The following is a 24,215-nucleotide window of genomic DNA, read 5'->3' on the forward strand; positions in this document are numbered from 1 at the left end:
GACCTGTCGCCGGTGTCGTCCGATCGCGGACGATCAGGGCCACCCGGTGTCGCCCGCCCTGATCAGACGAGACGGATGAGGCCGTAGTCGAAGGCGTGCCTGCGGTACACCACCGACGGCTTGTCGGTCTCCTTGTCGTGGAACAGGAAGAAGTCGTGCCCGACGAGTTCCATCTCGTAGAGCGCGTCGTCGACGGTCATCGGCACCGCGGAGTGCTCCTTGATGCGGACGATCTGGCCGGGGGTGTGGTCCTCGACGTCGTCGTACGGATCCTTCGTCTCCGGCTTCTGATAGCCGTCGCCGACGAAGCCGTCGACCGACAACTGGTCCTCCCGCAGCGGCGGCGCACCGATCTCGGTGGCCTCCGCGACCGACTGCGGCCGGCGGTTCCCGTGGTGGACCCGGCGGCGATCCTTCACGCGGCGCAGCCTGGACTCGAGCTTGTCGAGACAGTTCTCGAGCGCGGCGTAGAAGTTGTCGCCGTTCGCCTGGGCGCGGACGACGGGGCCCTTGCCCTTCGCGGTGATCTCCACCCTCTGACAGACCTTCGACAGCCTGCGGTTGCGATAGTGCTTCAGCTCGACGTCGAACTGGAAGATCGTCGGATCGAATCGCTCGAGACGCGCGAGCTTGTCGCCGACGTAGATGCGGTAGTGGTCGGGGATGACGACGTTGCGACCGCTGAACACGATTTTCGCTTGGGGCTCGGCGGGTTCCTCGGCGTCCACGGTTCCTGGCGGACGGACGAACGCGAACTCCGGGTCGAAGGAGTCGGTCTGGGTTGATTCGGTATCGGGCTCCTGGCCCTTCTCCACGGTCGGCCTCTGGTCCGCGATCTTGGGTTCGCGCTGGCCTTTGCGGTGGATGACTGAGGACATTCAACTACCTCCTGAATTGTTCCCGGCAGCGTTGGATCATCGTGATCTGTTGTCGCACTGATGATTTGCACGACACCGAGGAAAGTGTCCATGCCAGCCGGTGGCTGGCACACAACGACAGGGGCATCACCTCCCGAAGCACCGGCCGCCCTCACTGCGAGGACCTCGCGGACCTCTCGGACAACCCGTTTGTACCCACGACCGTAGCCTCGAATTCAGACGGTGGCCACGTTTTCGACCACGGCGTGGCACAGGTCGGGACAAGAGGGGCCCCAAGTACTCCGCACGGATGATCAGAAGGTCCCGACCGGCGGGGTCCCGGTGCGGAATTGTCCACAATCTCCCGTCTCGGCCCGCCACGCGCCGGGCCGCGGCTCTAGGGTCGCCGGCATGCGTGAACCGCGATTCCTGACGGGCGGGGCGGCGGTGACGCGCGCGGCGGCCGACCTCGTGTGTCCACTCGTGTGCGGCGGGTGCGCGCGCCCGGGGACCGCGTGGTGCCGACGCTGCGACAGATCGTTGCATGACGCACCGATCTCGGTGCGTCCCCGGGTCTTTCCCGCCGCCCCGGTGTGGGCTCTGGGACGGTACCGGGGAGTGCACCGCCGCGCTGTCCTCGCGGTCAAGGAACACGACCGACGCGATCTCGTCGCCCCGCTGGGATCGGCCCTCGCGCACGGGATCCGCACACTCGCCCGCTGGGGCGAGCTACCGGACGCCCCGACCCTTGTCCTGATCCCGGCCCCCACCCGACGCCTGGCCGCCCGGCGCCGCGGCGGTGACCGGGTGACCGCCTTCGCGCACCATGCCGCCACCGCCCTCGGGCCGCGGGTGCGGGTGGTGCCGGTGCTGGCGACCGCCGCGACGGCGCGGGACTCGGCCGGGCTCGACGCACGCGCACGGGCCCGCAACCTCTCCGGTGCGATCCGGCCTCGTACTCGGAAAGTCGCTCTGCCGCACCGCGCGACGACGATCCTCGTCGACGACGTGATGACCACCGGCGCGACCGCGGCCGAGTCGGTCCGCGTCCTGCGCCGCGCGGGCGTCGGGGTCGATGCCGTCGTGGTGGTCGCGGCGGCGTAGACGCGCCGCAGAGGTCTTCGGGGCCGGCAGCATCAGTGCGGGACCGGATCGGGGCGGGACCGGATCAGGGCGGGAACGGATCAGGGCAGGACCGGGATCGCGCCGGGGATCATCGCCGGCTCGACCTCGGTCCAGTACTGATCGGGCTGGCCGTCGTCGCTGCCGAGCCTGAGCACGCCGCGCTGGTCGCCGACGTAGATCGTCGACGAGTTCGCGACCACCGCCCGCACGGGCGGGGACACGTTGCCGCTCAGCAGCCCGACGGCGGGCGTGCCGTCGATGGACAACTGCACCACCGGCGACTCGGGGGCCTCGCGCGCGATCACCAGCGTCGTCGGCGACGCCCAGTCCAGCGACACCGCCCGGTTGCCGATGTTGAAGGCCGCGATCCGCGGGCTCGTGAGCGAGACCTGCCCCTCGGCGTTGGTCGACAGGATCGCGAAGACGACCTGGCCGCCGACGACGAGCGCCGCACGGACCCCGTCGGGAGCGATCTGCATCTCGGTGATCGCGCCGCGCGCCACGGTCGGGATCGACGACGCCTCGATCGGGACCGTGCGCGTTCCGTCGTCGTCGCGCTGCCACTGCAACGGGCGGCCGTCGACCACGACCCACACGGTGTTCTCGTCGGAGCCGAAGGACGGGCGGGTGATCGACGCGCCCTCGGCGATCGGGCCGACGTTGCCGCCGTAGTCGCCGATGACGCACTCGAGGCGCCGGTCGGAACCGCCCACGGCACGCACCGCGGCCACCCGGTCCCCGTTCTCGGAGATGGTCGCCGCCCGCACGTCGCGCGACGTGCCGAGGGGGCCGCGCACCGGCACGGCCGCGTTCTCGGTGACGGCACGCAGCGCGCCGCCGGTGACGATGTTGAGGCCGACGTCGGTCGACGGCACCGCGTCGGGATCGAACGAACGCACGTCGGCGGGTTGCCATCCCGATGCACGCTCGGCCGACAGCGGCGCGCCGTCGGCGTCGATCACGTACGGACCGGAGATGTCGGCCCCGTCGAGGGTCCACACGAGCTGCGCGGCGAGCACCGTCCGATTCCGATTCGACGCGTTGCCGATCCCGCTGAGGTCGATGCGCACCCCTCCCCCCGGCAGGCCGACGACCGGGCCGCGCAGGGTGGCCCCGCTCGGGAAGCCGCTGTCGACGGCCGCGGCGAGATCGGTGGCCGGACCGGCGATGAGCCGGTTCACGAGCGCCGTCGGGTCGGTGGCCTGTCCGGCGTAGAACCAGCGCGGGTCGGGCACCAGATGCCGGCCGGTGCGGTCGCTGAAGTACAGCGACACCGGGCGGTAGGTGTTGGCGAACTGGTCGCGGTCGATCATCGTCCCGTTCGGGAGCGGGCCGTCGATACGCCACTGGTCGCCCTGGCGGGTCAGGCTGAGGGTCGTCTCCACCCGGCCCGAGGCGGGCAGCAGTTGGCCGTCGGACTTCAGGGTGCCCACGTTGTCGCCGATCAGGCGCATCCGGACCGAGTCCTCGTCGCGCTGGTCGACGAAGATGCTGATCTCGTCGAGGATCAGCGCGTCGCCGCGGTCGTCCCACTGCTGGGACGCGACCGGCGTGAGGAACGCCCGCGCGGCGTCGTGTCCGGCGTCGGGGTCGACGGTCGACTTCAGAAACGCCCGGACGAGGGCTTCGGGGTCCATGTCGGCCTGCGGCGCCGGGGCCGCGTTGGTGGCGGCCTCACGCTGGAAGGACTTGATGGGCTGGGGTGACGAGTCGTCGGGGATCGACCCGCAGCCCGAGACCACCAGCAGCGCGGCGATGATCATCGCCACGGCCGCCACGATTCCCCGCGCACCCCCGCGGGCGCGCACCGGTCGCCGGTTGCCACTCATTCGTCGTCCGCCTCCGTGGTCGACTGCCTCCGGCTCGCCGTCGCATCGGCCTCGGTCTCCTCCGTCGGTGCCGCGCCGGCCGGCGTCACGCCGGTCCATTCCGCGTCTGCCGCCGCGGTCGACGCGCCTGCGGCCGGGGTGGCCTGGGCAGCAAGGGTGACCGGCGCCGGGGTCTCGGCGGCCTCCGCGCCGTTCTGCGACGCACTCTGCGAGCGACTCGTCTTCGACGAACGCGGCGTCGTGCCGACCGGCTTCAGCGGCAGCGGCGACCCGAGCACCTTGTGGCCGCGGACCAGCGGCAGGGTCAGCCGGAAGCACGCCCCCTTGCCGGGCTCGCCCCACGCCTCGAGCCGGCCCTGGTGCAGGCGGGCGTCCTCGATGCTGATGGCCAGGCCGAGCCCGGTGCCGCCCGAGCGGCGGAACCGCGACGGGTCCGATCGCCAGAACCGGTTGAACACCAGCTTCTCCTCACCGGGCCGCAGGCCGATGCCCTGGTCGCGCACGGTGATCGCGACGGCGTCTCCGTCGGACCGCATCGTCAGCGTCACGGGCTTCCGTTCGCCGTGGTCGATCGCGTTCGCGAGCAGGTTCCGCAGGATGCGCTCGACGCGCCGCGGATCGATCTCGGCCATCACCGGTTCGGCGGGCAGGTCGAGGACGAGTTCGGTGCCCGTCTCCTCGGCGAGATGTCGGACGGTGTCGAGGGCGGCGTCGATCGGGATCGCCATGTCCATCCGCTCGGCGGCGAGTTCGGCCATGCCGGCGTCGTGGCGGGAGATCTCCAGCAGCTCGTTGAGCAGGGTCTCGAAGCGGTCGAGCTCCTTGTCGAGCAACTCGACCGAGCGCTTGCGCACCGGATCGAGTTCGTCGCGCCCCTCGTAGAGCACGTCGGAGGCCATGCGCACGGTGGTCAGCGGCGTCCGCAGCTCGTGGCTGACGTCGGAGGTGAACTGGCGCTGGAGGCTGCCGAACTCCTCGAGGTGGGTGATCTGCTTGGACAGGCTCTCGGCCATGTCGTTGAACGACATCGCCAGGCGGGCCATGTCGTCCTCGCCGCGGACCGGCATGCGTTCCTTGAGGCGGCCGTCGGCGAACCGGACGGCGATGCGCGAGGCCGACCGCACCGGTATCACCACCTGCCGAGAGATGATCCAGGCGATCGCCGCGAGCAGGCCGAGGAGCACGACGCTGCCGGTGAGCAGGGTTCCGCGGACCAGGTCGACGGTGTTCTGCTCGGCGGTCAGCGGGAAGACCAGATACAGCTCGAGTCCCGGCACCGACGCATTCGTCGGGGTGCCGACGATCAGTGCCGGCGCCTGACCGCCCGAGCCGTCGGGGACGCGGGTGTACTGATAGGCCACCTGGCCGCCCCGGACCATGTCGCGGAGATTCTGCGGGATCTCGGCGATCGGGCCGACGCCGCCGGCGGTGCTGCCGTCCGTCCCGGGCACCAGCAACACGGTGTCGAAGGCGCCGACCGTGCCCGACGACTGTCCGGTGTCGGAGTCGCGGTCGGTCAACAACGACCGGGTCTGGCGGAGGCGGTTCTGGACCGACATGTTGCCCGCCCCGCTGGACAGGTCGCGCTCGACCGAGATCCGCGCGCGATCGATTTCCTCGGTCGCGGCGGCGAGCTTCACGTCGAGGAGACGATCGGTGATCTGCGAGATGAGCACGAACCCGAGGATGAGGAGGACGACGACCGACAGCAGCAGCGTCGACGCCACGACCCGTAACTGCAACGAGCGCCGCCAGAGATGCCCGAAGGCACCTCCGACAGCGCCGGCAGCACGGGTGATGCGCCCGAAGGTGCTGTTGACCCGCCGTCGGGAACGCCCGATCACGGCGGGCCGGCCTTGTAGCCGACCCCCCTCACCGTCAGCACGACCTCGGGGTTCTCCGGGTCTTTCTCGACCTTGGCGCGTAGCCGCTGGACATGCACGTTCACGAGTCTAGTGTCGGCCGGGTGCCGGTAGCCCCAGACCTGTTCGAGCAGGACGTCGCGGGTGAAGACCTGCCGCGGCTTGCGGGCCAGCGCCACCAGGAGGTCGAACTCGAGCGGGGTGAGCGAGATGGGCACGCCGTCGCGGGTGACCTTGTGGGCCGGCACGTCGATCTCGACCGGGCCGATCGACAGCAGCTCGGCGGGCTCCTCGTCGGTGCGGCGCAGCCGGGCCCGAATACGCGCGACGAGCTCCTTCGGCTTGAAGGGCTTGACCATGTAGTCGTCGGCCCCGGACTCCAGGCCGAGCACCACGTCGACGGTGTCCGACTTCGCGGTCAGCATGACGATCGGGACGCCTGAGTCGGCACGGAGCACGCGGCAGACGTCGATGCCGTTCATGCCCGGGAGCATGAGATCGAGGAGCACGAGATCGGGGCGGATCTCCCTCACCGCGGTCAGCGCCTGCGTTCCGTCACCGACCACGAAGGGTTCGAAACCCTCGCCGCGCAACACGATGGTCAGCATCTCGGCGAGAGCGGCGTCGTCGTCGACGACCAGGATGCGGGGCTTCATGTGTTCAATGGTGACATCATCGTGATGAAAGCGTCGTCATCGACGCGCCGGACCGGACGTTCTGTCCCGAACAGTCCCACCCCATAGACTCCCCCGCGTGGGTCAGTTGATTGCCGTCGAGGGACTCGACGGCGCGGGAAAGAACACGATGGTCACCGGTCTGGTGGAACGCTGGACGAACGCCGGGATGCGCGTTGCGACATTCACTTTCCCGCGCTACGGACGTTCCACGACCGCCGACATCGCGTCCGAGGCCCTGCACGGTTCGCACGGCGACCTCCGGGACAGCGTGTACGCGATGGCCCTCCTGTTCGCCCTCGACCGCGCCGACGCGGCCGCCGAGATCCTCGCCGCACGCGGGGACAACGACATCGTCATCCTGGATCGTTACGTCGCCTCGAACGCCGCCTACAACGCGGCGCGCCTCGAGCAGGACGTCGACGGCGAGGTGGTGCGCTGGGTCCACGACCTGGAGTACGGGCGCTTCGGCCTGCCGGTCCCGGATCGTCACGTGCTGCTCGGGGTGCGGCCCGAGGTCGCGATGGAGCGCGCCCGGTCCCGCGCTGCCGGCGACGCGAGCCGGGCGCGGGACGCGTACGAGCGCGACAGCGACCTGCAACTCCGGGTCGACGCGGTCTACCGACGGCTCGCGGAGATCGGTTGGACGTCGCCGTGGCATCTCTACGACGGCGAGGACATCGACGCGCTGGCCGATCGCCTGACGAGGTGACGCGACGCCGGCCGCGGCCCCCGAGAATCCGGTGACCCCAGAACCTGAGTCGCGGTCATTCGGCCGATCGTCATGCCGACGCCAGGACACTGCCGGCGTCGTCGGGCTTCGATAGCCTTGCCCAATGATCGCGGAGGGGGGCTCATGACATATCCACCACCTCCCGGCGACCCCGGCTTCGGCCCGGCGCGACCGGGCCGCCCGGATCCAGACGCCGGGCAGTCCGTTCCGGGTGGGGTCTTCCCGCCCGGGCAGATGCCCCCGCGTCCCGCCACCCCGCGGCAACCCGCCGGGCCGTACGGCCCTTCTCCCCGCCCGTTCGGGTCGCCCGCATCACCGGGGCGGTACGGGCCATCCGGTCCTCACGTGCCTCATGGCGCCGGGCCGTCGGGCGCGCCGGGTGTGTACGGCGCCGGTCCGACGGGTCCCGGGGGTCCGGGCTTCGGGGGTCCTCCCGGTGGCCCCGGCGGCTTCCCCGGCCCCTACGGGCCCCCTCCACCGCGACGCCGCACCGGGGCGATCGTCGCGTGGGTGACCGGTGGAATCGCCGTGGTCGCCCTGATCGCGCTGGTGGCGACCCTGATCGTCGTGAACTCCGCGGAGTCGGACGACTCGGCCGTGGCGTCGGGTGCAAGCAGTTCCCCGGCCGCCGGGTCGAACGGTTCGGACCGCTCGACGAGCCGCACACCCAGCAGTGTGCCGTCCAGCCGTTCCGGCGGCACCGACTATGTCGCGGTCGGGCAGATCCGCGCGGCGATGCAGAACTACGTGGCGGCCCACAACGCCCGCAACGTCGACCAGATGCGCGCCGCGGTCTGCACGCAGTCGCGCGAGCGCATCACCGAGGCGCCGCCGTCCGACGCCGGCACCATCGTCCTCGACGGGTTCCTCGAGACGATCTTCGACGGCAACGTCGCGCAGACCGAGGTCGTGGCGCATCTGGAGAAGGACGGGAAGCGAACGCGATCGGCGACGTCCAAGGAACGGTTCCTGAAGGAACGCGGATCCTGGATCTACTGCCCCGGCGCCGAGCCCGACATCGGCGCCTAGGCCGGAGTCGCCGCGGCGAACCTCTCGGCACGCGGCCCGCCGGAACAGATCACCTCCGAACGCAGATCGCCGCCCGACGGAATGTCCGTCGGGCGGCGATCTGCGTCAGAGTCGTTCCGCGGGAAGCGAGGTCGCTCCGCAGGAGGCGATCCGGATCAGTAGCGGTAGTGCTCCGGCTTGTACGGGCCCTCCACATCGACACCGAGGTACTCGGCCTGATCCTTGGTGAGCTTGGTCAGCTTGCCGCCGAGGGCCTCGACGTGGATGCGCGCGACCTTCTCGTCGAGGTGCTTGGGCAGGCGGTAGACCTCGTTGTCGTACTCGTCGTTCTTGGTCCACAGCTCGATCTGGGCGATGACCTGGTTGGAGAAGCTGTTGCTCATCACGAACGACGGGTGGCCGGTCGCGTTGCCGAGGTTGAGCAGACGACCCTCGCTCAGCACGATGATCGTCTTGCCGTTCTCGAAGATCCACTGGTCGACCTGCGGCTTGACGGTGACGCGCTTGGCGCCCGACCGCTCGAGGCCGGCCATGTCGATCTCGTTGTCGAAGTGGCCGATGTTGCCCAGGATCGCCTGGTGCTTCATCTGCCGCATGTGATCGATGGTGATGATGTCCTTGTTGCCGGTGGCGGTGATGACGATGTCGGCGTCGCCGATCGCATCCTCGACGGTGACCACGTCGAAGCCGTCCATCAGCGCCTGGAGCGCGTTGATCGGGTCGATCTCGGTGACCTGGACGCGCGCGCCCTGGCCGGCCAGCGACTCCGCGCAGCCCTTGCCGACGTCGCCGTAACCGCAGACGAGCACCTTCTTGCCGCCGATGAGGACGTCGGTGCCGCGGTTGATGCCGTCGATCAGCGAGTGGCGTGTGCCGTACTTGTTGTCGAACTTGGACTTGGTGACCGAGTCGTTGACGTTGATCGCCGGGAAGGCGAGCTCACCCGCGGCGGCGAACTGGTAGAGCCGCAGCACACCGGTCGTGGTTTCCTCGGTGACGCCCTTGACCGACTCCGCGATCGTCGTCCACTTGGTCTTGTCGGTCTCGAACCGCTTGCGCAGCAACTCGAGGAAGACCTTGTACTCGGCGGGGTGATCGTCGTCGGCGGGCGGGACGAGGCCGGCCTTCTCGAACTCGGCGCCGCGCAGCACGAGCATGGTCGCGTCACCGCCGTCGTCGAGGATCATGTTGGCGGGCTTGTCGGCGTCCGGCCACGTGAGCATCTGCTCGGCGGCCCACCAGTACTCCTCCAGCGTCTCACCCTTCCATGCGAACACCGGGACGCCCTTGGGCTCCTCGGGGGTGCCGTGCGGTCCCACGACGACGGCCGCGGCCGCGTGGTCCTGGGTCGAGAAGATGTTGCACGACGCCCAGCGCACCTCGGCCCCGAGGGCGACGAGCGTCTCGATGAGAACCGCGGTCTGCACCGTCATGTGCAGCGAGCCCGAGATGCGAGCACCCTTGAGCGGCAGCACATCTGCGTACTCGCGGCGCAGAGCCATGAGTCCGGGCATCTCGTGCTCGGCGAGCTCGATCTCCTTGCGGCCGAAGTCCGCCAGGGACAAATCGGCCACCTTGTAGTCGATCCCGTTGCGGTTGTCGGCCTTCAGCTCGTCCTGAGCAGTGGTCATCTGATCCCCTTGTCGTTCGCGTCGGGCGCCACGGGGTGTGGCGCGGAATGCGTTCGATCCAGGCTATCGGACCTCGACCGCGGATCCCATGGTCAGGTGCTGGGAGCTGCCGAAACATGGCCCCGGCCCAGGTCAGGCAACCCCCGGGGTTCTAGGTGTCGCGGAACGGGTGCGGCTGCGACGCACGTTCCTCGTCCTCGCGCACCAGGTCCGGATCCTCGTACAGGTCCTCGACCTCGGGGCGTAGGCGCAAGAAGATGATGCTCGCGATCAACCCTCCCCACACGATGATGATGGAGACGAGAAGCATGACGATCGCGGTCGCGCTCATCGGACGGTCTCCTTTCGCTCGTGCGGGCCTGAGCCCCGCACGTCCTCGGGCAGTGGTGGCCACGGCAGGAAGGTGTCCGGGTCGTCACGACCCTTCCACGAGGGCAGGGTGAGCAGGACTGCGGCCACGGAAACCAGGATGACGCTGCCCCAACCGAAGGTGGTCGTGTACCACGTCGGGTAACCTTCGTACCCGTCGACGATCACCGAGTACGCGCGCTGGACCAGCATGATGATGAGGAAGACCGGCGCGACGACTCCGACCAGGCCGAGCCAGATCTTGCCCAGCTTGAACGTGGACACGGCGTTGAGGTGCCGGCGCAGCATGTCGCCGCGGCGCAGGACCCAGATGAGGATGACCGACATCAGGATGGCGGAGGCGACGACGCCGATGTTGTTGGCGTAGTTGTCGACGGTGTCCAGGGTGAACAGACCCGACGTCGTCGAGAACAGGGCGATCGAGATCAGGCCGCACACCAGGGACACGCTCACCGCCGCCGTGCGACGCGACAGCCCCCACTTGTCCTGGATCGCGCTCGAGACACCGATCATCAGCGAGATCAGCGACGTGAACCCGGCGATCACCAGCGACCCGAAGAACAGGGCGCCGAAGAAGGCGGAGCCCGGCATCTCGGAGATCACTGCGGGGAACGTGATGAACGACAGCGACGGACCGGTGAGTCCCTCGAGTTCGCCCACCGCGATCTGCTGCTGGTAGGCGAAGAAGCCCAGCGCGGAGAACACCCCGATGCCGGCGAGGATCTCGAAGGAGGAGTTCGCGAACGCGACGACGAGTCCCGAACTCGTCATGTTGGCCTTGCGTCGCTGGAACGAGGCGTAGGCGATCATGATGCCGAAGGCGATCGACAGCGAGAGGAAGATCTGGCTGTAGGCGGCGATCCAGACGTCGAGGTCCGTCAGCGCGTCCCAGTGCGGGGTGAACAGAGCGTTCAGTCCCTCGGCCGCACCGGGCAGGGTGACCGCCCGTATGACCAGCGCCGCGAAGGCCACGAAGAGCAACGGGATGAAGACGATGTTGACCTTCTCGATGCCCTTGGCGACACCGAGCGCGAGGACCACCAGCACGGCCAGCCACACCACGACCAGCGGGATCGCGACGCCGCCGACGAGCGTCGTCGACACCCCCGGCTCGTCGGCCTTGAGATAGTCCTCGACGAAGAACGTGGCGGTGTCCTCGCCCCAGCTCTGCTTGAACGAGAAGAAGAAGTAGCTCAGCGCCCAGGCGATGACCGCCGCGTAGTAGACGCCGATGACGAACAACAGCCCGGTCTGGAACCAGCCCAGCGACTCGACGGGCTTCTTGATGCGCCGGAACGACAACGGCGCGGTGCCGCGAAAGCGGTGCCCCACTGCGTAATCAAGGAAGAGGATCGGGATGCCGGCGGTCAGCAGCGCGACCAGGTACGGAATGAGGAACGCGCCGCCGCCGCTCTCGTAGGCGACGCCGGGGAAGCGCCAGATGTTCCCGAGTCCCACCGCGGAGCCGATCGCAGCGAAGATGAAGCCGAAGTTCCGGGTGAACGTGTCCCGGTGTTCTCCGCCCGCTTTCGCAGATGTCACTGCTACCTCCTCGTCGAGCGATGGACCCTCGAGATCCCGGGCCGGGTGATCTCCGCTGCGACGCTATCACAACCCGGAGGAGTCGTGGGCGGGTTCGGTTCGGCGTGGCGGAACCATTCCGCATACGCGCAGGGAGCCGTCACGCACGCGCCACAGCGCACGTGACGGCTCCCCTGATTCCGACCGCGGTGTAGCAGCTCAGGCGCCGATGATTCCGTTGAAGGCGCGCCGGTTGCGCTCCTCCACATCATTGAAGACGCGACTGACGTTCTGGACTCCGCCGTGCAGCGACTCGAGCGCGTGGTGGTTCTGCTGGAAGAACTGCGTGAACGCCTCGTGCGCACGGTAGAAGGCGTCCTTCGCCGGGTCGTTGCCCTGCCAGATCTGGGTGGAGATCTGGTCGACCTGGTTCTTGAGCTGCGTGTTGAGGGTGGCAAGTTCCTCGAACTCCCGCCGCAGATTCGACGCCAGTTGCGCGACGACTGCCTCGGTGTATGCGATTGTCACGGTTGTGTCCCTTCGGTGGAGGTCGGTGGAGGTCAGACGAGGGTGCCGGAGCCGGGCGCGCCGAACGCCGAACCGGCCGCGGCGTCCGCGTCGTCGCGATCGTCGAAGTTGAAGCCGAGTGCGTTCTTGATGTCTCCGAGGAGGTTGTTCATCCGGATCGCCGCCGAGTTCCAGTCGGCGTGCGTCTCGGTGAGCGCACCCACCCACCGGCCGGCGGACTCCTGCTTCGACGCGGTGGAGTTGTCGGTGGCCCGCGCGATGCGGTCGACGACCGCCTGCATGTCGCTGACGATGGTCTTGATGGAGGCGACCGACGCCTGGCCCCCGGCGGTGTCGACGCTCCACGCCGACCCTCCCGATGCGCCCGCAGCAGGCGATCCGATGATGGACTCCGCCCCGGCAAGTTCAGTGATGTCACTATGAATCCTCCTGGTGTGTGATGGCATCGATGGCGATACCGGTGTGGGTGTCCGCGACGCGGAAACCGCCTGACAATTGCCTGCCGCGGCAGTGCCGACCGCAGGCTCCGGTGCGGATCACATCGACCACGTCCCGTCCGGGAGGGTCTCGATCAGCAGGCGCACTGCCTGCGCGATCCGATGACCCGACCCGGGAGAGAGGGTGGTCCACACCCGACCGTCCGGAGACTTGCTGGGACTCGACACGACCCGTCCCCTGCTGGTGTCGAAAACGGCTACGGCCCCAGAAGATTGCGAGAATCGCCCGTCCTCGTCGGAGGTGGCGACGATCTCGGTTCGCGCCCGGCACGATGCGAGGGCGGCGGCGATGGTCACGGCGTCGGACATCGGCGCACCGAGCGTGAACAGCGCGTCGGTGATCTCGGTTCCCGAACGGCACTCGCCGAGTCGCTCGACGAGTTCGTCGGCCGGAGCAGAGAACGCGGTGAACCCGCACGGGTCCGCGTTCGGGAACCGACGCCGGATCGTCTCGGCGACGGCGTCGTGGTCGGCGATGTCCGGGACCGTGAGCTTGATGTGGTCTCCGGAACGCGCTGCCAGCACGTGTTCGTATCCCCTGCGCGCCAGGCATATCCGCCGCGTTCCGCCGTCGGCGAAGGTCCGCATCTCGATCTCGCGGTCGGGGCTCGACAGCACTCGCAGGACAGTCGCCAGCCACGGGGCCGGTTCGCCGTGGTCGATCAGATCCGAACCCGCGAGCGCCGTCTCGGGGCCGGCGTCGTTGCCGTACTCGCCGAAGCTCATGTCGAGAACGACCGGCCAGGTCTGCACACCGAATCGCGCACCGAGGCTGCGCAGTTCCCCGACGTGAAGGGAGTAGGCGGAGTCGTTCGTCATCGAGATCATGCGCGATCCCCCGGGGTGCCGAGCAGGAACTTCTCCTCGAGGTACCGCGAGTCGACGGCCGGCGCACGGTGGATCACGGGCTGTTCGGCGACCTCGATGTCCGCCCAGGTCAGCGGCGCGTCGAGCTGTTCGGTGGCGCGCGAGGCGGGAATGTCCTCGATCGCCGGGTTCTCGTCGGTCGACACCGATCGGACGGAGGCCGACCGGTCACCCGCGGCCGCGCCGACACCGGGCGCGATGGGCGGCGGGACGCCCGGACCCGCCGGCGCGTTGCCGGCGGATGCGGCGGCCGACGCCGAAGCCTGCGGCATTCCGGAGGCCATGACCGGGGCGACGCGGATCTTCTCCGTGGGCGGTGCGGACACCGGCCCGGGAACGCCGCCGAGCATCGGCGGGACGGCAGGCGCGGACGCAGTGACCGGCGTCGGCGTCGACGTCGACGTCGACGCGGAACGATCCGCCGCCTCCTTCTCTGCTGCGAGCGCCTGCCCGGACACAAGGTCGGGAGCCCGGCGCGACGACGGCCACGGTTTGCCCACCGGCTCGCTGGCGGTCTCGTACGACTGCATGACGCGGGCTGCGCGCATGCGTTGCCGGACCATGGCACGCTCCGCCTCGGCCGCCGCACCCGCCATGACCGGCGCGACAGCCGTTGCGGTGGTGGCGATCTCGCGCAACGTCGCGACGATGCCGACCTCCGCGAGATCGGGCATGGCGAGGCGTGCCACCGTCGCCGCCGCCGCTTGCGCCTCGGCGCGCGCGGCGTTCCGGGCCGCTTCGGAGGCGGTCTCGGCGAACCACGGGGCGAGGTGCGTGAGCCGCTCGAAGACCGAGTCGGCGTGGGCGGACTGCCAATTGAGTCCCAGCCTCGCCAGCACCGCGGCGTAGTCGACTCCGGCCTCGCCGATCTCGGCGGCCAGCTTCGCCCACGCCAGGCCCGCCTCGGCCAGCGGCGCCGGTCCCGGCCCGGCGCCCAGATCGGTGGCCAGTTGCTCGCTGGTGCGCAGCTCCCAGTTGACACCGGTGAATCCGGCGCCGGGTGGCTGTGTGGTCGTCATGGGTCCTCCTTCCGGGCGGGTCAGTGGTGAACGGGCGAGAGACGGAGCGGGAGAGAAACGTTCGGGTCAGACCCTTAGTGCGGCCGACGCGTCGGCGTCGCCGTCCATCAGTCCGGCGGCCTGGGCGCGCAGCGTCGCCGCGATCTTGCGCATCTCCAGGACGCCGGATGCGGTGTCCTGGCCGAACTTCTCGGCCACGGTCGTGAAGCTCGCAGCGGCTGCGAGGGACACCTCGTCGCGCCCCTGGGCCGGGACGGACAGGGCGTCGCGCGTGCCGACCAGGGTCGACTCGAGCCGATCCGCGATCTTGTCGAGATCCGCCGCCGCCGTCACGAGTTCGGCGGGTTCGACGCGGATCTGGTTGTCGCTCATACTTCCTCGATTCGGTTCGTGGTGGGCGGGGTCCCCAGTCGCAGCTGGACGTAGGGGTCCGGCTTGTCTACTTCCGGTTCGACGTGTCCGATCACCGCGGGCGCCATCTCGTGCTCATCTCCGACCACGGCGCGTCCGTTGTCCTCGGTGACGAGATAGTCGGGCACGGAATGCTGTCCCTCCCCTGCGCCGGCACCTCGAGCGCCCGCGCTGGCGGCACCGATCGGCGCGCCGCCCATCGGCATCGCCGCGGGGGTCATCGCGGCAGGTCGCGCGGTCGCGGCACCCGCCACGGGTTCGGTCACGGAGATGCCGGTGGGCACCGTGGGCCGCGAGGCGCCCAGCGGGGCCATGACACCGCCGATGCCGCCGCCTCCCCCGACGCCGCCACCTCCGCCACCGCCGCCGCCCTTTGCCTTCGTCGCCGAAGCAGCGGTGAGCGGCGCGCCGCCTGCACCGGTGACCACCGGGTCGCTGGCGCTGGCGTCGACGTTGAGCATCTTGCTGATCGGTTGCATCAGCGAGCTCGGCAGTTCCATCGCGGTGCCCACCACCGGCGAGATGGTGTCGAGAACCGTGCTCGCCAGCGCGAACGGAGACTGACCGGCGACACCGGCGGGCGCACCCGTCACGGCGACGGGGGCGCCGTTGACGGTCATCGCCGTCGTGGGCGCGAGTAGTTCGGCACGGGTCATCGCGACGACGGCGAGCGACTCGGACAGGCCGGTCGAGGCCGCGGTGGACATGGCGACCAGTGCGCCCGCGAACCCGGGTGTCGCCAGGAACGGGACAGCCAGCCCGATCTCGGCGATCGTCTTCGCGATGATCCCCTGCACCAGGGCGAGTCCCTTGGCGACGATCGCGGCCGCGGTCTTGGTGTCCATGGAGATCCCGGAACCCTGCGCCGCCAGTGCGGTGCTGTTGGCCCCCGCCTCCGTGGTCTTGACCGTCGCGCTGGTCGCCGCTTCACCGACCCACAGCTGATCGGCGAGCTTGAGCGCCCCCTGCGACATCGACATCGTCGTCTCGAGCACCTTGGTGAGACTGTCGAAGATGATCGTCGGATCGAAGCCCGCGCCGCTGAGGTCACCGGTGCCGAAACCGCCGAGCAGGTCGGTCATGGGCTTGATGAACACATCGAGGTTCGGCAGCTCGATCGGCGGCAGGCCGGGCATCGGCGGGATCGGGGGCAGCACCGGCAGGGGCGGAAGACCAAGTCCGGCAAGGACATCGGTCACTGTTCGATCCAGGATCGGCCCGAGAGGGGTGGCCTCGATCATCTCCTGCACTGTCATGTGTGTCAGTGCGGGCACATCGGGAACGCCGGGCACCGGGCCGGGCGGGGGTACGGGCGGGGTCACAGCGCCGAGCGCACGCCCGCGGCACCGGTGGCGTCGGCGTCTTCGTAGGCGACCAGGCTCTGCGACGTCGTCGCCGCGGTGGCGGCGTGCACGGCCGCCAACTGTCCCACCGACATCAGGTGGTTTGCCTGGGCGACGATGAAGGTGGCGAGGAACTCCTGGCCGATCAGTCCGAACACCGGGACCATGGCCGCGGTGTTGGCCGCTGCGTCGATCGACCCTGCCGTCCCGATGGCGGTCGCCACTGCGGCATTGGCGGCGGCGAACCCCTCGAGTGCCTCCGGTGTGACCTTCACCTGATCCATCACAACCCCCTCCTGCGGTCGGATCCCGTCGCGCTGACGACGTCGAGTCGATTCATGTCAGTCCCCTGCCGGCCGTGCGGCGAGCAGGTCCCCGAACGACTCGTTGAATTCTTCGGTCACGGCGGCGACCTTCGCGTAGGCCTGTTGCGCGGCGAGGGCGGCCGTCGTCACGATCTGGTCGGCGAGCCGGCCCGCGCCGAGTTCATTGGCCCCGTGTTCGAGTCGGAGGTCCACCAGCGCACCCTTGGCGTCCACCTCAGCGGTCACCAGCCCGTCCGACGACGTGGCGCGCACCGAAATGGCCCTCAGCTTCTCCTCGAAGTCGCGTAGTCCGTCGAGCTGGCGCTGTGCGCGGGCCTCGAGTTCGTCCATCGCCCAGCTCATCGGCGCAGCCACGACGTCGTCGCGTCGTCTTCCGCGTCGGCTCGCTCTTCCTCGGCGGCGAGGTCATCGGGATGCGGCAACTTCATCGTCGCGAGGAGGTCACGGTCGATTCCGGATGCCAAGAGGTTCTCGCGCAAGCGGATTCCCGCCGACATCGCCGCCTGCCTGCACAGTCGCAGGATGTCGGCGGCAAGGAGATCGGGATGCTTCTCGAGTTCGGTGGAGTCGATGCGAATCGCCACCGGCAGCCCTTGTGCCGTGGTCTGGACGGCGAGCGCGCCGGACCGCGACCGCGCCTGCGAGTACTGCCGTAGCGGCGTCCATGGATCGTCGCCGTCGTGCGCATCGTCGCGGTGCGTTGATGCGTCGTCGGTGTAGCTCATCGAAGCCGAACCCCCCTTCACGCCGAATTAGACGCAGACAGGGCCCCTCCCGGTTCCATCGAAATCTCCCCGTTCGATGGAATGGCGTCCCCGGGCACCGGATGCCTCGTCGTGACCTGGTCACGCCGTTGGCTCCGCCCCGCCTCGTACCTGGGGTTCGGATGCCCGATCCTGCCACACGGCGGTGGACGCGACCACACGGCCGACCCCCGGATGTCGATCGTCGACCGGCGAGACGGGGTGTGAGATCTCGTCCGGAACCCTTCCCCACCCTTCGGTAGACTCCCGCAGACGCTGCCGGAGTTGGCGAGGTGCGCGACTGTCGTTGCGCCGCCGATCGATCCCCTGGGTCGTCGCAAGCTGCCGGTGATCTCGCAGTTCGCGGATCATGATCGAGGAACACGGAGGATGGGGTCGGCCCCGGCAGCACGACCAGAGGAACCGGTGATGACGCACGAGAACCCGACGACGCCGAACGGCGCTGCCCCCGACGCTCCCGCGCCGCCGCCCTGGCTGCAGTTCCCGCCTCCGCAGGCCACGTCCGGCCCGGGCACGCCACCCGCACAACCGGGTCCCGCCGTCCACCGGACACCGCCGCCGGCACAGGCACCCACCGACGTCAGGAGCGCAGACGACGATCTGCCGGCCTGGTTCACCGGCGGTCCGGCTCCGTCCGACACCGGCGTCGCCCCACGCCCGGACCAGCACCTCGGTGCCCCGGGTGAGGGGCCTCGGCCCCAACCGGGTGGCGAGCCGATGGCCGGGGCACCCGGTTTCCCGGCCGAGCACCCCGGCGCCCGGCCACCTTCGGTCCCCGGCCCGTTTCCAACGCCGCCCGGGCCCGGCGGACCCCACCCCGACCCGATCCAGGCGGGTGCGCCCCAGCCCGGACCGCCGCCGTTCCCACCGCACGGTCCGGCTCGAGCGCATCCGGTCCCCGAGTTCCAGAACGGGGCATCGCAGCCGGTGTCCGCGCCTCCCGTCCCACCTGTGCAGGGGCCGTCGGCGCCCTTTTCACCCGCCGGGCCGACGCCCGCGTACCCGGGTCAACAGATGCCGGGCCCCGGACCTCAGGCCGGGCCGTCGCTCGACGAGGTCGCCCTCATCCGCAAAGCACGGCGCGCGCCCAGCCGCGGCTGGCGTCGGGCGGTCCACACGCTGTCGGCCGGCGCCATCAACCCCGGTGAATCGCAGAGCGACATCGCCTATCAGCAACTGCTGGAACGGGTGAACCGTCCGGTGCGCGGCGACTACCGGATCGCGGTGCTCTCGCTCAAGGGTGGCGTCGGGAAGACGACCACCACCGTCGGACTCGGTTCGACCTTCGCGTCGCTGCGGGGCGACCGCGTCATCGCCGTCGATGCCAACCCCGACCTCGGAACCCTCGCGCAGCGCATCCCGCAGCAGACCCGCTCGACGGTCCGCGACCTGCTCGCCGACCAGAACGTCTACCGCTACTCCGATGTGCGAGCCCACACCTCCCAGGCCCCGAGCCGCCTCGAGGTGCTGGCCTCCGAACGCGATCCGGCGATGGCCGAGGCGTTCAACGAGGAGGAGTACCGCGGGGTGATCGCCATCCTCCAGCGCTTCTACAACATCATCATCACCGACTGCGGAACCGGACTGAGCCACTCGGCGATGAACGGCGTGCTCGCGCTGGCCAACACGATCATTCTGGTCAGCTCCCCGGCTCTCGACGGCGCCCGCAGCGCCGGCGCAACCCTCGACTGGCTCGAGGCCCACGGCTTCGGACACCTGGTCTCGCGGGCCGTGGTGGTTCTGAGCTCGTCGCGACCCGGCTCGTCGACCATCGACACCGATCAACTCGCCCAGCATTTCCTGACGAGGTGCCGGGCGGTGCACAAGATCCCGTTCGACGACCATCTCGCCGAGGGCGCCGACGTGGACCTGGACCTGATGTCGAAGTCCGCGCGCCGCGCCTTCGTCGAACTCGCGGCAACCATCGCCGACGACTTCTCGGGCACCACGCTCCCGCGCGAAGAGCCGTACTTCGGCCGACAGTGAAGAAGCCCGGACCGGGCCCTCGGGTCTCGTCGCCCCGGCGGCCGCGTCGTCTCGGTTCTCGGGGTGGCGCTCACTGCCGCGACGATGTTCGGTGGTTGCGCCACAATCTCGTTCTGCGGTTCGCCTTCCGGCCCGGGGCCCAGGCCCGAGGTCCGGTAGTCGACCCGGTGGTCCGCCGCAGACGGGATCGACGTGCGATCCCGTCCTGGTGAGCTCGTCCGGGTCACCGTCGACGCTGCCCGGATGGCCGCGTCGTCCGGGGTCTGCCAGTTGTTTCCGGGCTTTGCCGCCGCGTGCGAACGCGTGAGGGGAATCGCCCGCTCGGACGCCTCTCGTCGACGATGCCGGCGGCACCTCGATTTCCGTTCCCGGCCGCCGAGTCCGAGAATGGCATCACCGGCCAACAGGCGAAGTCCCTGGACATGGGGTTTACTTCACCTTGACCTGAAATGCCGTTCATCTGAACAAAGGGGGAAGCGCAGTGCCGTCCCAGGCCCCCGCTCCGACGAAGAACCCGGGATTGCGCCCGGTCTCCGACACGGACGTGCGCGTCGAGTACCGCATGATCCACGGCTACCGCCGCGCCTTTCGCATCGCGGGAAGCGGCCCGGCACTGCTGCTCATCCACGGCATCGGCGACAACTCCTCGACCTGGGACGAGGTCATCCCCATCCTCGCTCAGCACTACACCGTCATTGCCCCTGACCTGCTCGGTCACGGCGAGTCGGACAAGCCGCGCGCGGACTATTCGGTGCCGGCGTTCGCCAACGGCATGCGTGACCTGCTCGTCGTCCTCGGCTACCCCAAGGTCACCGTCGTGGGGCATTCCCTGGGCGGCGGCGTGGCCATGCAGTTCTGCTACCAGTTTCCCCGCTTCGTCGAGCGGCTCGTCCTCGTGGCAGCGGGCGGCGTCACGCGCGACGTCAACCCCGGCCTGCGGCTGATCTCGCTGCCTCTCGTGAACCAGGCGTTATCGGCGCTCCGGGTGCCGGGCGTGCTCCCCGGTCTGAAGACCGCGGCAAAGATCCTCGCCTCGGCCCCGACGCCGCCGCTGGTCCCGGCGCCGCTGACCCCGAAGCGCCTCCTCGCCGATCACGAGGACCTCATGCGCGTCCTGGGTGGTTTGGCCGACCCCACCGCGTTCGCCGCGTTCCTCCGCACCCTGCGTGCGGTGATCGACTGGCGCGGCCAGTGTGTGACGATGCTCGACCGTTGTTACCTGACGGCGTATCTCCCCGTGCTCCTCGTCTGGGGCGATGAGGACATCGTCATCCCCTACCAGCACGCCGAGATCGCCCACACCGCGATCCCGCATTCGGAACTCGAGACCTTCACCGGCTCCGGTCACTTCCCGTTCCACGACGACCCCGAGCGGTTCTGCCGCGTGGTCATCGACTTCATCTCGCGACACCAACCGCTCGAGTTCGATCCGCTGGTGTGGCGGCAACTGCTCTCCGAGGGCGCGCGTCCCGAGCAGTTCACCGGTGACGCGGAAACCGTCGAGATGACACGCGAGGCGTTCGACGAGGAGCGCAACGCCACCTGATGTCGAAGCGCGTCGGTCGGTGGCGTGTGCCACGATATGGTCCATGACCTATCCGGGGGAAGGGCAGGACGGAACCACGCCGTTCCCGCCGCACGCATCCGATTACGACTCGAGTCCGGGTTTCGCCGTGCCGGGATTCGCTGCCGGGCAGCCGAATCCCGGGCAGTTCCCGCAGGCCCACCACCCCGGCGGCGCACCGGTCCACGAGCAGCCGCTCGTGGTCATCGGTGACATCACCTGCACCCAGAACTTCGTCATCACGCCCTCGGGCACCTGCCCCATCGCCGGTACCCAGTGGGCGGTCAACGACATGTCCGTGACCACCGAGCGCATGTCGCAGACCGGGCTCGTCCTCGCCCTGGTGGGGTTCTTCCTGGTCTGCTTCCTCAGCCTGCTGTTCCTGCTCATGAAGGAACGCACCACCACCGGCCACATCCAGGTCGTGGTCCGCGGGCCGAACGGCTTCATGCACGTGGCCAACATCCCGGCACATTCCCCGATGACCATGAACGACGTCACGGGTCGGGTGAACTACGCACGCACGTTGGCCGCCACCGCCTGAGCCGACGAACCTTCTGTCAGAGAGAACGACCAGAGCGCACGACGGGGCGACTCAGCCGCCGCAGCAACCGGTCGACCCGCGCACGTCGCGGGTCACCGCGTTGCGTGCAGCGAGCTCGTCGTCGGAGGGATAGTCGACGCCGACCAGGCACAGGCCCCGGGCCTCGGCGACGGGCACCTGCGGGCTGCGCTCCTTCTCCTGCAGCAGCCCACGGCACCATTCGACGTCGCGCCGGCCGTCACCGACGGTGGCCACGGCGCCCACGAGCGAACGCACCATCGACCAGCAGAACGCGTCGGCGCTCACCTCGCCGACCAGGACGCCGTCGTCATCACGCGTCCACGCGAAGCGCTGCAGATCGCGGATCGTCGTGGCCCCCTCGCGGCGCCGGCAGAAGGCCGCGAAGTCGTTGAGGCCCAGCAACTGTGCCGACGCCTCGTTCATCGCGTCGACGTCGAGCGGACGTCGCCACGACGCTGTGGTCCGGGCCACGATGGGCTCCGGTCCCCACTTCCGGTCGTCGAGCCGGTAGCGGTAATGGCGTCGTAGCGCGGAGAAGCGCGCATCGAAGTCGTCCGGCACGATGCGGACGGACTTCACCCGGATGTCGTCCGGGCACATCTTCGCCAGTCGGCCGACGAGCGTCGAAGGGTCGCCGGCGATCGACCGGGTCTGCAACGCCGATTCCGGCACGTCGGCGTGGGCGACCTGGCCCGTCGCATGGACCCCGGCGTCGGTCCGTCCGGCCACCGTCAGACGGACCGGGACGCGCAGGATCGTCGACAGGCGGTTCTCGAGTTCCTCGCACACGCTGCGCTGTCCGACCTGCCGCGCCCAGCCGGCGAAGTCGGTGCCGTCGTATCCGAGGTCGAAGCGGAGACGAACGAACCCGCCGGCACCGGAATCCGGGCCGACGGGTTCGTTACGTTGTTCGCGACTCAGTCGACTACTTCTCGTCGTCGGACGAAGCGTCGTCTGCGGTCGCCTCCTCCGCCTCGAGGGCGGTGGCGGCGGTCGACTCGTCGTCGACTGCCTCGGCGACGGCGTCGGCGTTCTCGACCTCGGCCTCGGTGGCCTCGGCCTCGACAGCCTCGACGACGTTCTGCTCGTCGGTCACATCGGCCCCGCTCGCTTCGCTCCCGGCGGCGGCCTTCTTGGAAGCTGCGACGCGGGTGGCGCGGGTGGCCTCGCTCGACGCGGTGGACTCACGCACCAGCTCGATCACTGCCATCGGGGCGTTGTCGCCCTTGCGCGGCAGGGTCTTGATGATGCGGGTGTAACCACCGTTGCGATCGGCGAAGAACGGGCCGATCTCGTCGAACAGCGTGTGCACGACGTCCTTGTCGCGGATGACCTTCATGACCTCACGACGGTTGGCCAGCTTGCCGGCCTTGGCATGGGTGATGAGCTTCTCCGCGTACGGGCGCAGGCGCTTGGCCTTCGCTTCGGTGGTGGTGATGCGGCCGTGCTCGAAGAGCGAGGTGGCGAGGTTCGCCAGCATCGCTTTCTGGTGGCTGGCCGACCCGCCGAGGCGGGCACCCTTGGTGGGCTTGGGCATTGTCTTCTCCTAGGAGGACTCCCGATCACTCGATACGGAAGTCAGGGTTTGGGCGAGCGTGACAGCTGCCGCGACGAGCGACTACAGCTGTTCGGTTTCGGCGAAATCCTCACCGGAATCGGCGTCGAACGACGCCTCTTCCGACCACGTACCGGTGGCGGGGTCGTAGCCAGCGACCTGCGACGGATCGAAGCTGGCCGGGCTGTCCTTGAGCGACAGACCGAGCGCGTGCAGCTTGACCTTCACCTCGTCGATCGACTTCTGGCCGAAGTTGCGGATGTCGAGCAGATCCGACTCCGTGCGCGCAACCAGCTCGCCGACGGTGTGAACACCCTCGCGCTTGAGGCAGTTGTACGAACGGACGGTCAGCTCGAGATCCTCGATCGGCAGGCTGAACGACGCGATGTGGTCGGCCTCCGCCGGAGACGGTCCGATCTCGATGCCCTCGGCCTCGACGTTGAGCTCCCGGGCGAGCCCGAACAGCTCGACCAGGGTCTTGCCGGCCGACGCGAGCGCGTCGCGCGGGCTGATCGAGTTCTTGGTCTCCACGTCGAGCACGAGCCGATCGAAGTCGGTGCGCTGCTCGACACGGGTGGCCTCGACCTTGTACGTCACCTTGAGCACCGGCGAGTAGATCGAGTCGACCGGGATACGGCCGATCTCGGCACCCGACGCCTTGTTCTGCACGGCCGGCACGTAGCCGCGGCCCCGCTCGACGACGAGCTCGATCTCGAGCTTGCCCTTGTCGTTCAGGGTGGCGATGTGCAGGTCGGGGTTGTGCACGGTGACACCGGCCGGGGGCACGATGTCGGCGCCGGTGACGGTGCCCGGACCCTGCTTGCGCACGTACATGGTGACCGGCTCGTCCTCGTCAGAGCTGACGACCAGGCCCTTGAGGTTCAGGATGATGTCGGTGACGTCTTCCTTGACCCCGGGGACGGTGGTGAACTCGTGGAGGACACCGTCGATCCGGATGCTGGTGATCGCAGCACCCGGGATCGAGCTGAGCAGGGTACGACGCAGCGAGTTACCGAGGGTGTAGCCGAAGCCCGGCTCGAGCGGCTCGATGACGAACTTCGAGCGGTTCTCGGCGATGACTTCCTCGGTGAGGGTGGGTCGCTGTGAGATGAGCATTTCTTGTTTCTCTCCTTTGGCCGACCGCTATATGACGGCCTCGA

The 24,215-nt window shown here is 69.3% G+C and carries 25 protein-coding genes; 6 read left to right on the forward strand and 19 right to left on the reverse strand.

The genetic code is table 11. The features are described from left to right. Positions 1-62: 62 nt before the first annotated feature. Positions 63-878, reverse strand: a complete 816-nt coding sequence (hpf, locus tag E1P53_RS07420; RefSeq protein ID WP_131733894.1) for a ribosome hibernation-promoting factor, HPF/YfiA family — start codon at positions 876-878, stop codon at positions 63-65. Positions 879-1,268: 390 nt separating this feature from the next. On the opposite strand from hpf, the gene E1P53_RS07425 reads away from it, so the two are divergent. After that, entirely contained in the window at positions 1,269-1,961 is a 693-nt protein-coding gene (locus tag E1P53_RS07425; protein WP_131733895.1) for a ComF family protein, read from the forward strand. Positions 1,962-2,041: 80 nt separating this feature from the next. Here the strand turns inward: E1P53_RS07425 and lpqB are convergent, their stop codons facing one another. The 3 genes from lpqB to mtrA are packed head-to-tail and all read right to left on the reverse strand — an operon-like array spanning position 2,042 to position 6,329. After that, positions 2,042-3,811 carry an MtrAB system accessory lipoprotein LpqB gene (lpqB, locus tag E1P53_RS07430; RefSeq protein WP_131733896.1) on the reverse strand — a complete coding sequence of 590 codons (1,770 nt, stop codon included), beginning with the start codon at positions 3,809-3,811 and terminating at the stop codon, positions 2,042-2,044. After that, positions 3,808-5,655, reverse strand: a complete 1,848-nt coding sequence (gene mtrB, locus E1P53_RS07435) for an MtrAB system histidine kinase MtrB (RefSeq protein WP_131733897.1) — start codon at positions 5,653-5,655, stop codon at positions 3,808-3,810. Before mtrB ends, lpqB begins: the two co-directional genes overlap by 4 nt. After that, entirely contained in the window at positions 5,652-6,329 is a 678-nt protein-coding gene (gene mtrA / locus E1P53_RS07440; RefSeq protein ID WP_006899673.1) for an MtrAB system response regulator MtrA, read from the reverse strand. Before mtrA ends, mtrB begins: the two co-directional genes overlap by 4 nt. Positions 6,330-6,426: 97 nt before the next feature. On the opposite strand from mtrA, the gene E1P53_RS07445 reads away from it, so the two are divergent. Together E1P53_RS07445 and E1P53_RS20705 are read left to right on the forward strand one after the other, a co-directional pair. After that, positions 6,427-7,059 (forward strand): dTMP kinase, encoded by a 633-nt coding sequence (locus E1P53_RS07445; RefSeq protein ID WP_131733898.1) that lies wholly within the window; start codon positions 6,427-6,429, stop codon positions 7,057-7,059. Between the two features lie 531 nt (positions 7,060-7,590). After that, positions 7,591-8,109, forward strand: a complete 519-nt coding sequence (locus E1P53_RS20705; protein ID WP_244941135.1) for a hypothetical protein — start codon at positions 7,591-7,593, stop codon at positions 8,107-8,109. Positions 8,110-8,264: 155 nt separating this feature from the next. Here the strand turns inward: E1P53_RS20705 and ahcY are convergent, their stop codons facing one another. From ahcY to E1P53_RS07505, 12 genes are all read right to left on the reverse strand, one after another. After that, positions 8,265-9,740, reverse strand: coding sequence for an adenosylhomocysteinase (gene ahcY, locus E1P53_RS07455; RefSeq protein ID WP_131733900.1), 1,476 nt, complete (start codon positions 9,738-9,740; stop codon positions 8,265-8,267). Between the two features lie 151 nt (positions 9,741-9,891). Next, on the reverse strand, positions 9,892-10,071 hold the full coding sequence (locus tag E1P53_RS07460; protein ID WP_131733901.1) for a methionine/alanine import family NSS transporter small subunit: 180 nt from the start codon (positions 10,069-10,071) through the stop codon (positions 9,892-9,894). After that, entirely contained in the window at positions 10,068-11,651 is a 1,584-nt protein-coding gene (locus E1P53_RS07465; protein ID WP_131733902.1) for a sodium-dependent transporter, read from the reverse strand. Before E1P53_RS07465 ends, E1P53_RS07460 begins: the two co-directional genes overlap by 4 nt. Positions 11,652-11,849: 198 nt before the next feature. Further along, complete coding sequence (locus E1P53_RS20400) at positions 11,850-12,158, reverse strand: WXG100 family type VII secretion target (RefSeq protein WP_006899667.1); 309 nt, start codon at positions 12,156-12,158, stop codon at positions 11,850-11,852. Positions 12,159-12,190: 32 nt separating this feature from the next. Further along, positions 12,191-12,604, reverse strand: a complete 414-nt coding sequence (locus E1P53_RS20405; RefSeq protein ID WP_165484402.1) for a WXG100 family type VII secretion target — start codon at positions 12,602-12,604, stop codon at positions 12,191-12,193. A 90-nt stretch (positions 12,605-12,694) separates the two neighbouring features. Beyond that, positions 12,695-13,483 carry an ESX secretion-associated protein EspG gene (locus E1P53_RS07475; RefSeq protein ID WP_131733904.1) on the reverse strand — a complete coding sequence of 263 codons (789 nt, stop codon included), beginning with the start codon at positions 13,481-13,483 and terminating at the stop codon, positions 12,695-12,697. Continuing rightward, on the reverse strand, positions 13,480-14,541 hold the full coding sequence (locus E1P53_RS07480; protein WP_131733905.1) for a PPE domain-containing protein: 1,062 nt from the start codon (positions 14,539-14,541) through the stop codon (positions 13,480-13,482). Before E1P53_RS07480 ends, E1P53_RS07475 begins: the two co-directional genes overlap by 4 nt. Before the next feature lie 66 nt (positions 14,542-14,607). Then, complete coding sequence (locus tag E1P53_RS07485; protein ID WP_131733906.1) at positions 14,608-14,913, reverse strand: PE family protein; 306 nt, start codon at positions 14,911-14,913, stop codon at positions 14,608-14,610. Beyond that, the gene (locus E1P53_RS07490; protein ID WP_131733907.1) at positions 14,910-16,274 is read right to left on the reverse strand and encodes a hypothetical protein; all 1,365 of its coding nucleotides are present in this window, start codon (positions 16,272-16,274) and stop codon (positions 14,910-14,912) included. The genes E1P53_RS07485 and E1P53_RS07490 overlap by 4 nt, the downstream gene beginning before the upstream one ends. Beyond that, the gene (locus E1P53_RS07495) at positions 16,271-16,579 is read right to left on the reverse strand and encodes a type VII secretion target (protein WP_131733908.1); all 309 of its coding nucleotides are present in this window, start codon (positions 16,577-16,579) and stop codon (positions 16,271-16,273) included. Before E1P53_RS07495 ends, E1P53_RS07490 begins: the two co-directional genes overlap by 4 nt. A 57-nt stretch (positions 16,580-16,636) precedes the next feature. After that, positions 16,637-16,951, reverse strand: a complete 315-nt coding sequence (locus E1P53_RS07500) for a YbaB/EbfC family nucleoid-associated protein (RefSeq protein WP_109239421.1) — start codon at positions 16,949-16,951, stop codon at positions 16,637-16,639. Between the two features lie 8 nt (positions 16,952-16,959). Beyond that, on the reverse strand, positions 16,960-17,346 hold the full coding sequence (locus tag E1P53_RS07505; RefSeq protein ID WP_006899659.1) for a hypothetical protein: 387 nt from the start codon (positions 17,344-17,346) through the stop codon (positions 16,960-16,962). 447 nt (positions 17,347-17,793) lie between these two features. Here E1P53_RS07505 and E1P53_RS07510 point away from each other — a divergent pair, with 447 nt between their 5' ends. The 3 genes from E1P53_RS07510 to E1P53_RS07520 all read left to right on the forward strand — a co-directional run bounded on the left by E1P53_RS07510 (position 17,794) and on the right by E1P53_RS07520 (position 21,479). Then, complete coding sequence (locus E1P53_RS07510; protein ID WP_131733909.1) at positions 17,794-19,371, forward strand: MinD/ParA family ATP-binding protein; 1,578 nt, start codon at positions 17,794-17,796, stop codon at positions 19,369-19,371. A 481-nt stretch (positions 19,372-19,852) separates the two neighbouring features. Next, positions 19,853-20,917 (forward strand): alpha/beta fold hydrolase, encoded by a 1,065-nt coding sequence (locus tag E1P53_RS07515; RefSeq protein ID WP_131733910.1) that lies wholly within the window; start codon positions 19,853-19,855, stop codon positions 20,915-20,917. Positions 20,918-20,960: 43 nt separating this feature from the next. Further along, on the forward strand, positions 20,961-21,479 hold the full coding sequence (locus tag E1P53_RS07520) for a hypothetical protein (RefSeq protein ID WP_131733911.1): 519 nt from the start codon (positions 20,961-20,963) through the stop codon (positions 21,477-21,479). A 51-nt stretch (positions 21,480-21,530) separates the two neighbouring features. Here E1P53_RS07520 and truA read toward each other — a convergent pair whose 3' ends face one another. The 3 genes from truA to E1P53_RS07535 all read right to left on the reverse strand — a co-directional run bounded on the left by truA (position 21,531) and on the right by E1P53_RS07535 (position 24,171). Next, positions 21,531-22,421 (reverse strand): tRNA pseudouridine(38-40) synthase TruA, encoded by an 891-nt coding sequence (truA, locus tag E1P53_RS07525; protein WP_083900203.1) that lies wholly within the window; start codon positions 22,419-22,421, stop codon positions 21,531-21,533. A gap of 4 nt (positions 22,422-22,425) precedes the next feature. After that, the gene (rplQ, locus tag E1P53_RS07530; RefSeq protein WP_006899654.1) at positions 22,426-23,037 is read right to left on the reverse strand and encodes a 50S ribosomal protein L17; all 612 of its coding nucleotides are present in this window, start codon (positions 23,035-23,037) and stop codon (positions 22,426-22,428) included. An 81-nt stretch (positions 23,038-23,118) separates the two neighbouring features. Continuing rightward, positions 23,119-24,171 carry a DNA-directed RNA polymerase subunit alpha gene (locus E1P53_RS07535; protein ID WP_006899653.1) on the reverse strand — a complete coding sequence of 351 codons (1,053 nt, stop codon included), beginning with the start codon at positions 24,169-24,171 and terminating at the stop codon, positions 23,119-23,121. Between the last annotated feature and the right edge of the window lie 44 nt (positions 24,172-24,215).

It is taken from the genome of Gordonia paraffinivorans (genome assembly GCF_900683595.1).
In the GTDB taxonomy this organism is placed as follows: Bacteria; Actinomycetota; Actinomycetes; order Mycobacteriales; family Mycobacteriaceae; genus Gordonia; species Gordonia paraffinivorans.

Bases quoted from the DNA above. Each gene is read 5' to 3' on its own strand.
- hpf (WP_131733894.1), bottom strand. From the start codon at position 878: ATGTCCTCAGTCATCCACCGCAAAGGCCAGCGCGAACCCAAGATCGCG.
- E1P53_RS07425 (WP_131733895.1), top strand. From the start codon at position 1,269: ATGCGTGAACCGCGATTCCTGACGGGCGGGGCGGCGGTGACGCGCGCG.
- lpqB (WP_131733896.1), bottom strand. From the start codon at position 3,811: ATGAGTGGCAACCGGCGACCGGTGCGCGCCCGCGGGGGTGCGCGGGGA.
- mtrA (WP_006899673.1), bottom strand. From the start codon at position 6,329: ATGAAGCCCCGCATCCTGGTCGTCGACGACGACGCCGCTCTCGCCGAG.
- ahcY (WP_131733900.1), bottom strand. From the start codon at position 9,740: ATGACCACTGCTCAGGACGAGCTGAAGGCCGACAACCGCAACGGGATC.
- E1P53_RS07460 (WP_131733901.1), bottom strand. From the start codon at position 10,071: ATGAGCGCGACCGCGATCGTCATGCTTCTCGTCTCCATCATCATCGTG.
- E1P53_RS20405 (WP_165484402.1), bottom strand. From the start codon at position 12,604: ATGCCATCACACACCAGGAGGATTCATAGTGACATCACTGAACTTGCC.
- E1P53_RS07475 (WP_131733904.1), bottom strand. From the start codon at position 13,483: ATGATCTCGATGACGAACGACTCCGCCTACTCCCTTCACGTCGGGGAA.
- E1P53_RS07480 (WP_131733905.1), bottom strand. From the start codon at position 14,541: ATGACGACCACACAGCCACCCGGCGCCGGATTCACCGGTGTCAACTGG.
- E1P53_RS07485 (WP_131733906.1), bottom strand. From the start codon at position 14,913: ATGAGCGACAACCAGATCCGCGTCGAACCCGCCGAACTCGTGACGGCG.
- E1P53_RS07495 (WP_131733908.1), bottom strand. From the start codon at position 16,579: ATGGATCAGGTGAAGGTCACACCGGAGGCACTCGAGGGGTTCGCCGCC.
- E1P53_RS07500 (WP_109239421.1), bottom strand. From the start codon at position 16,951: ATGGACGAACTCGAGGCCCGCGCACAGCGCCAGCTCGACGGACTACGC.
- E1P53_RS07505 (WP_006899659.1), bottom strand. From the start codon at position 17,346: ATGAGCTACACCGACGACGCATCAACGCACCGCGACGATGCGCACGAC.
- E1P53_RS07510 (WP_131733909.1), top strand. From the start codon at position 17,794: ATGACGCACGAGAACCCGACGACGCCGAACGGCGCTGCCCCCGACGCT.
- E1P53_RS07520 (WP_131733911.1), top strand. From the start codon at position 20,961: ATGACCTATCCGGGGGAAGGGCAGGACGGAACCACGCCGTTCCCGCCG.
- rplQ (WP_006899654.1), bottom strand. From the start codon at position 23,037: ATGCCCAAGCCCACCAAGGGTGCCCGCCTCGGCGGGTCGGCCAGCCAC.
- E1P53_RS07535 (WP_006899653.1), bottom strand. From the start codon at position 24,171: ATGCTCATCTCACAGCGACCCACCCTCACCGAGGAAGTCATCGCCGAG.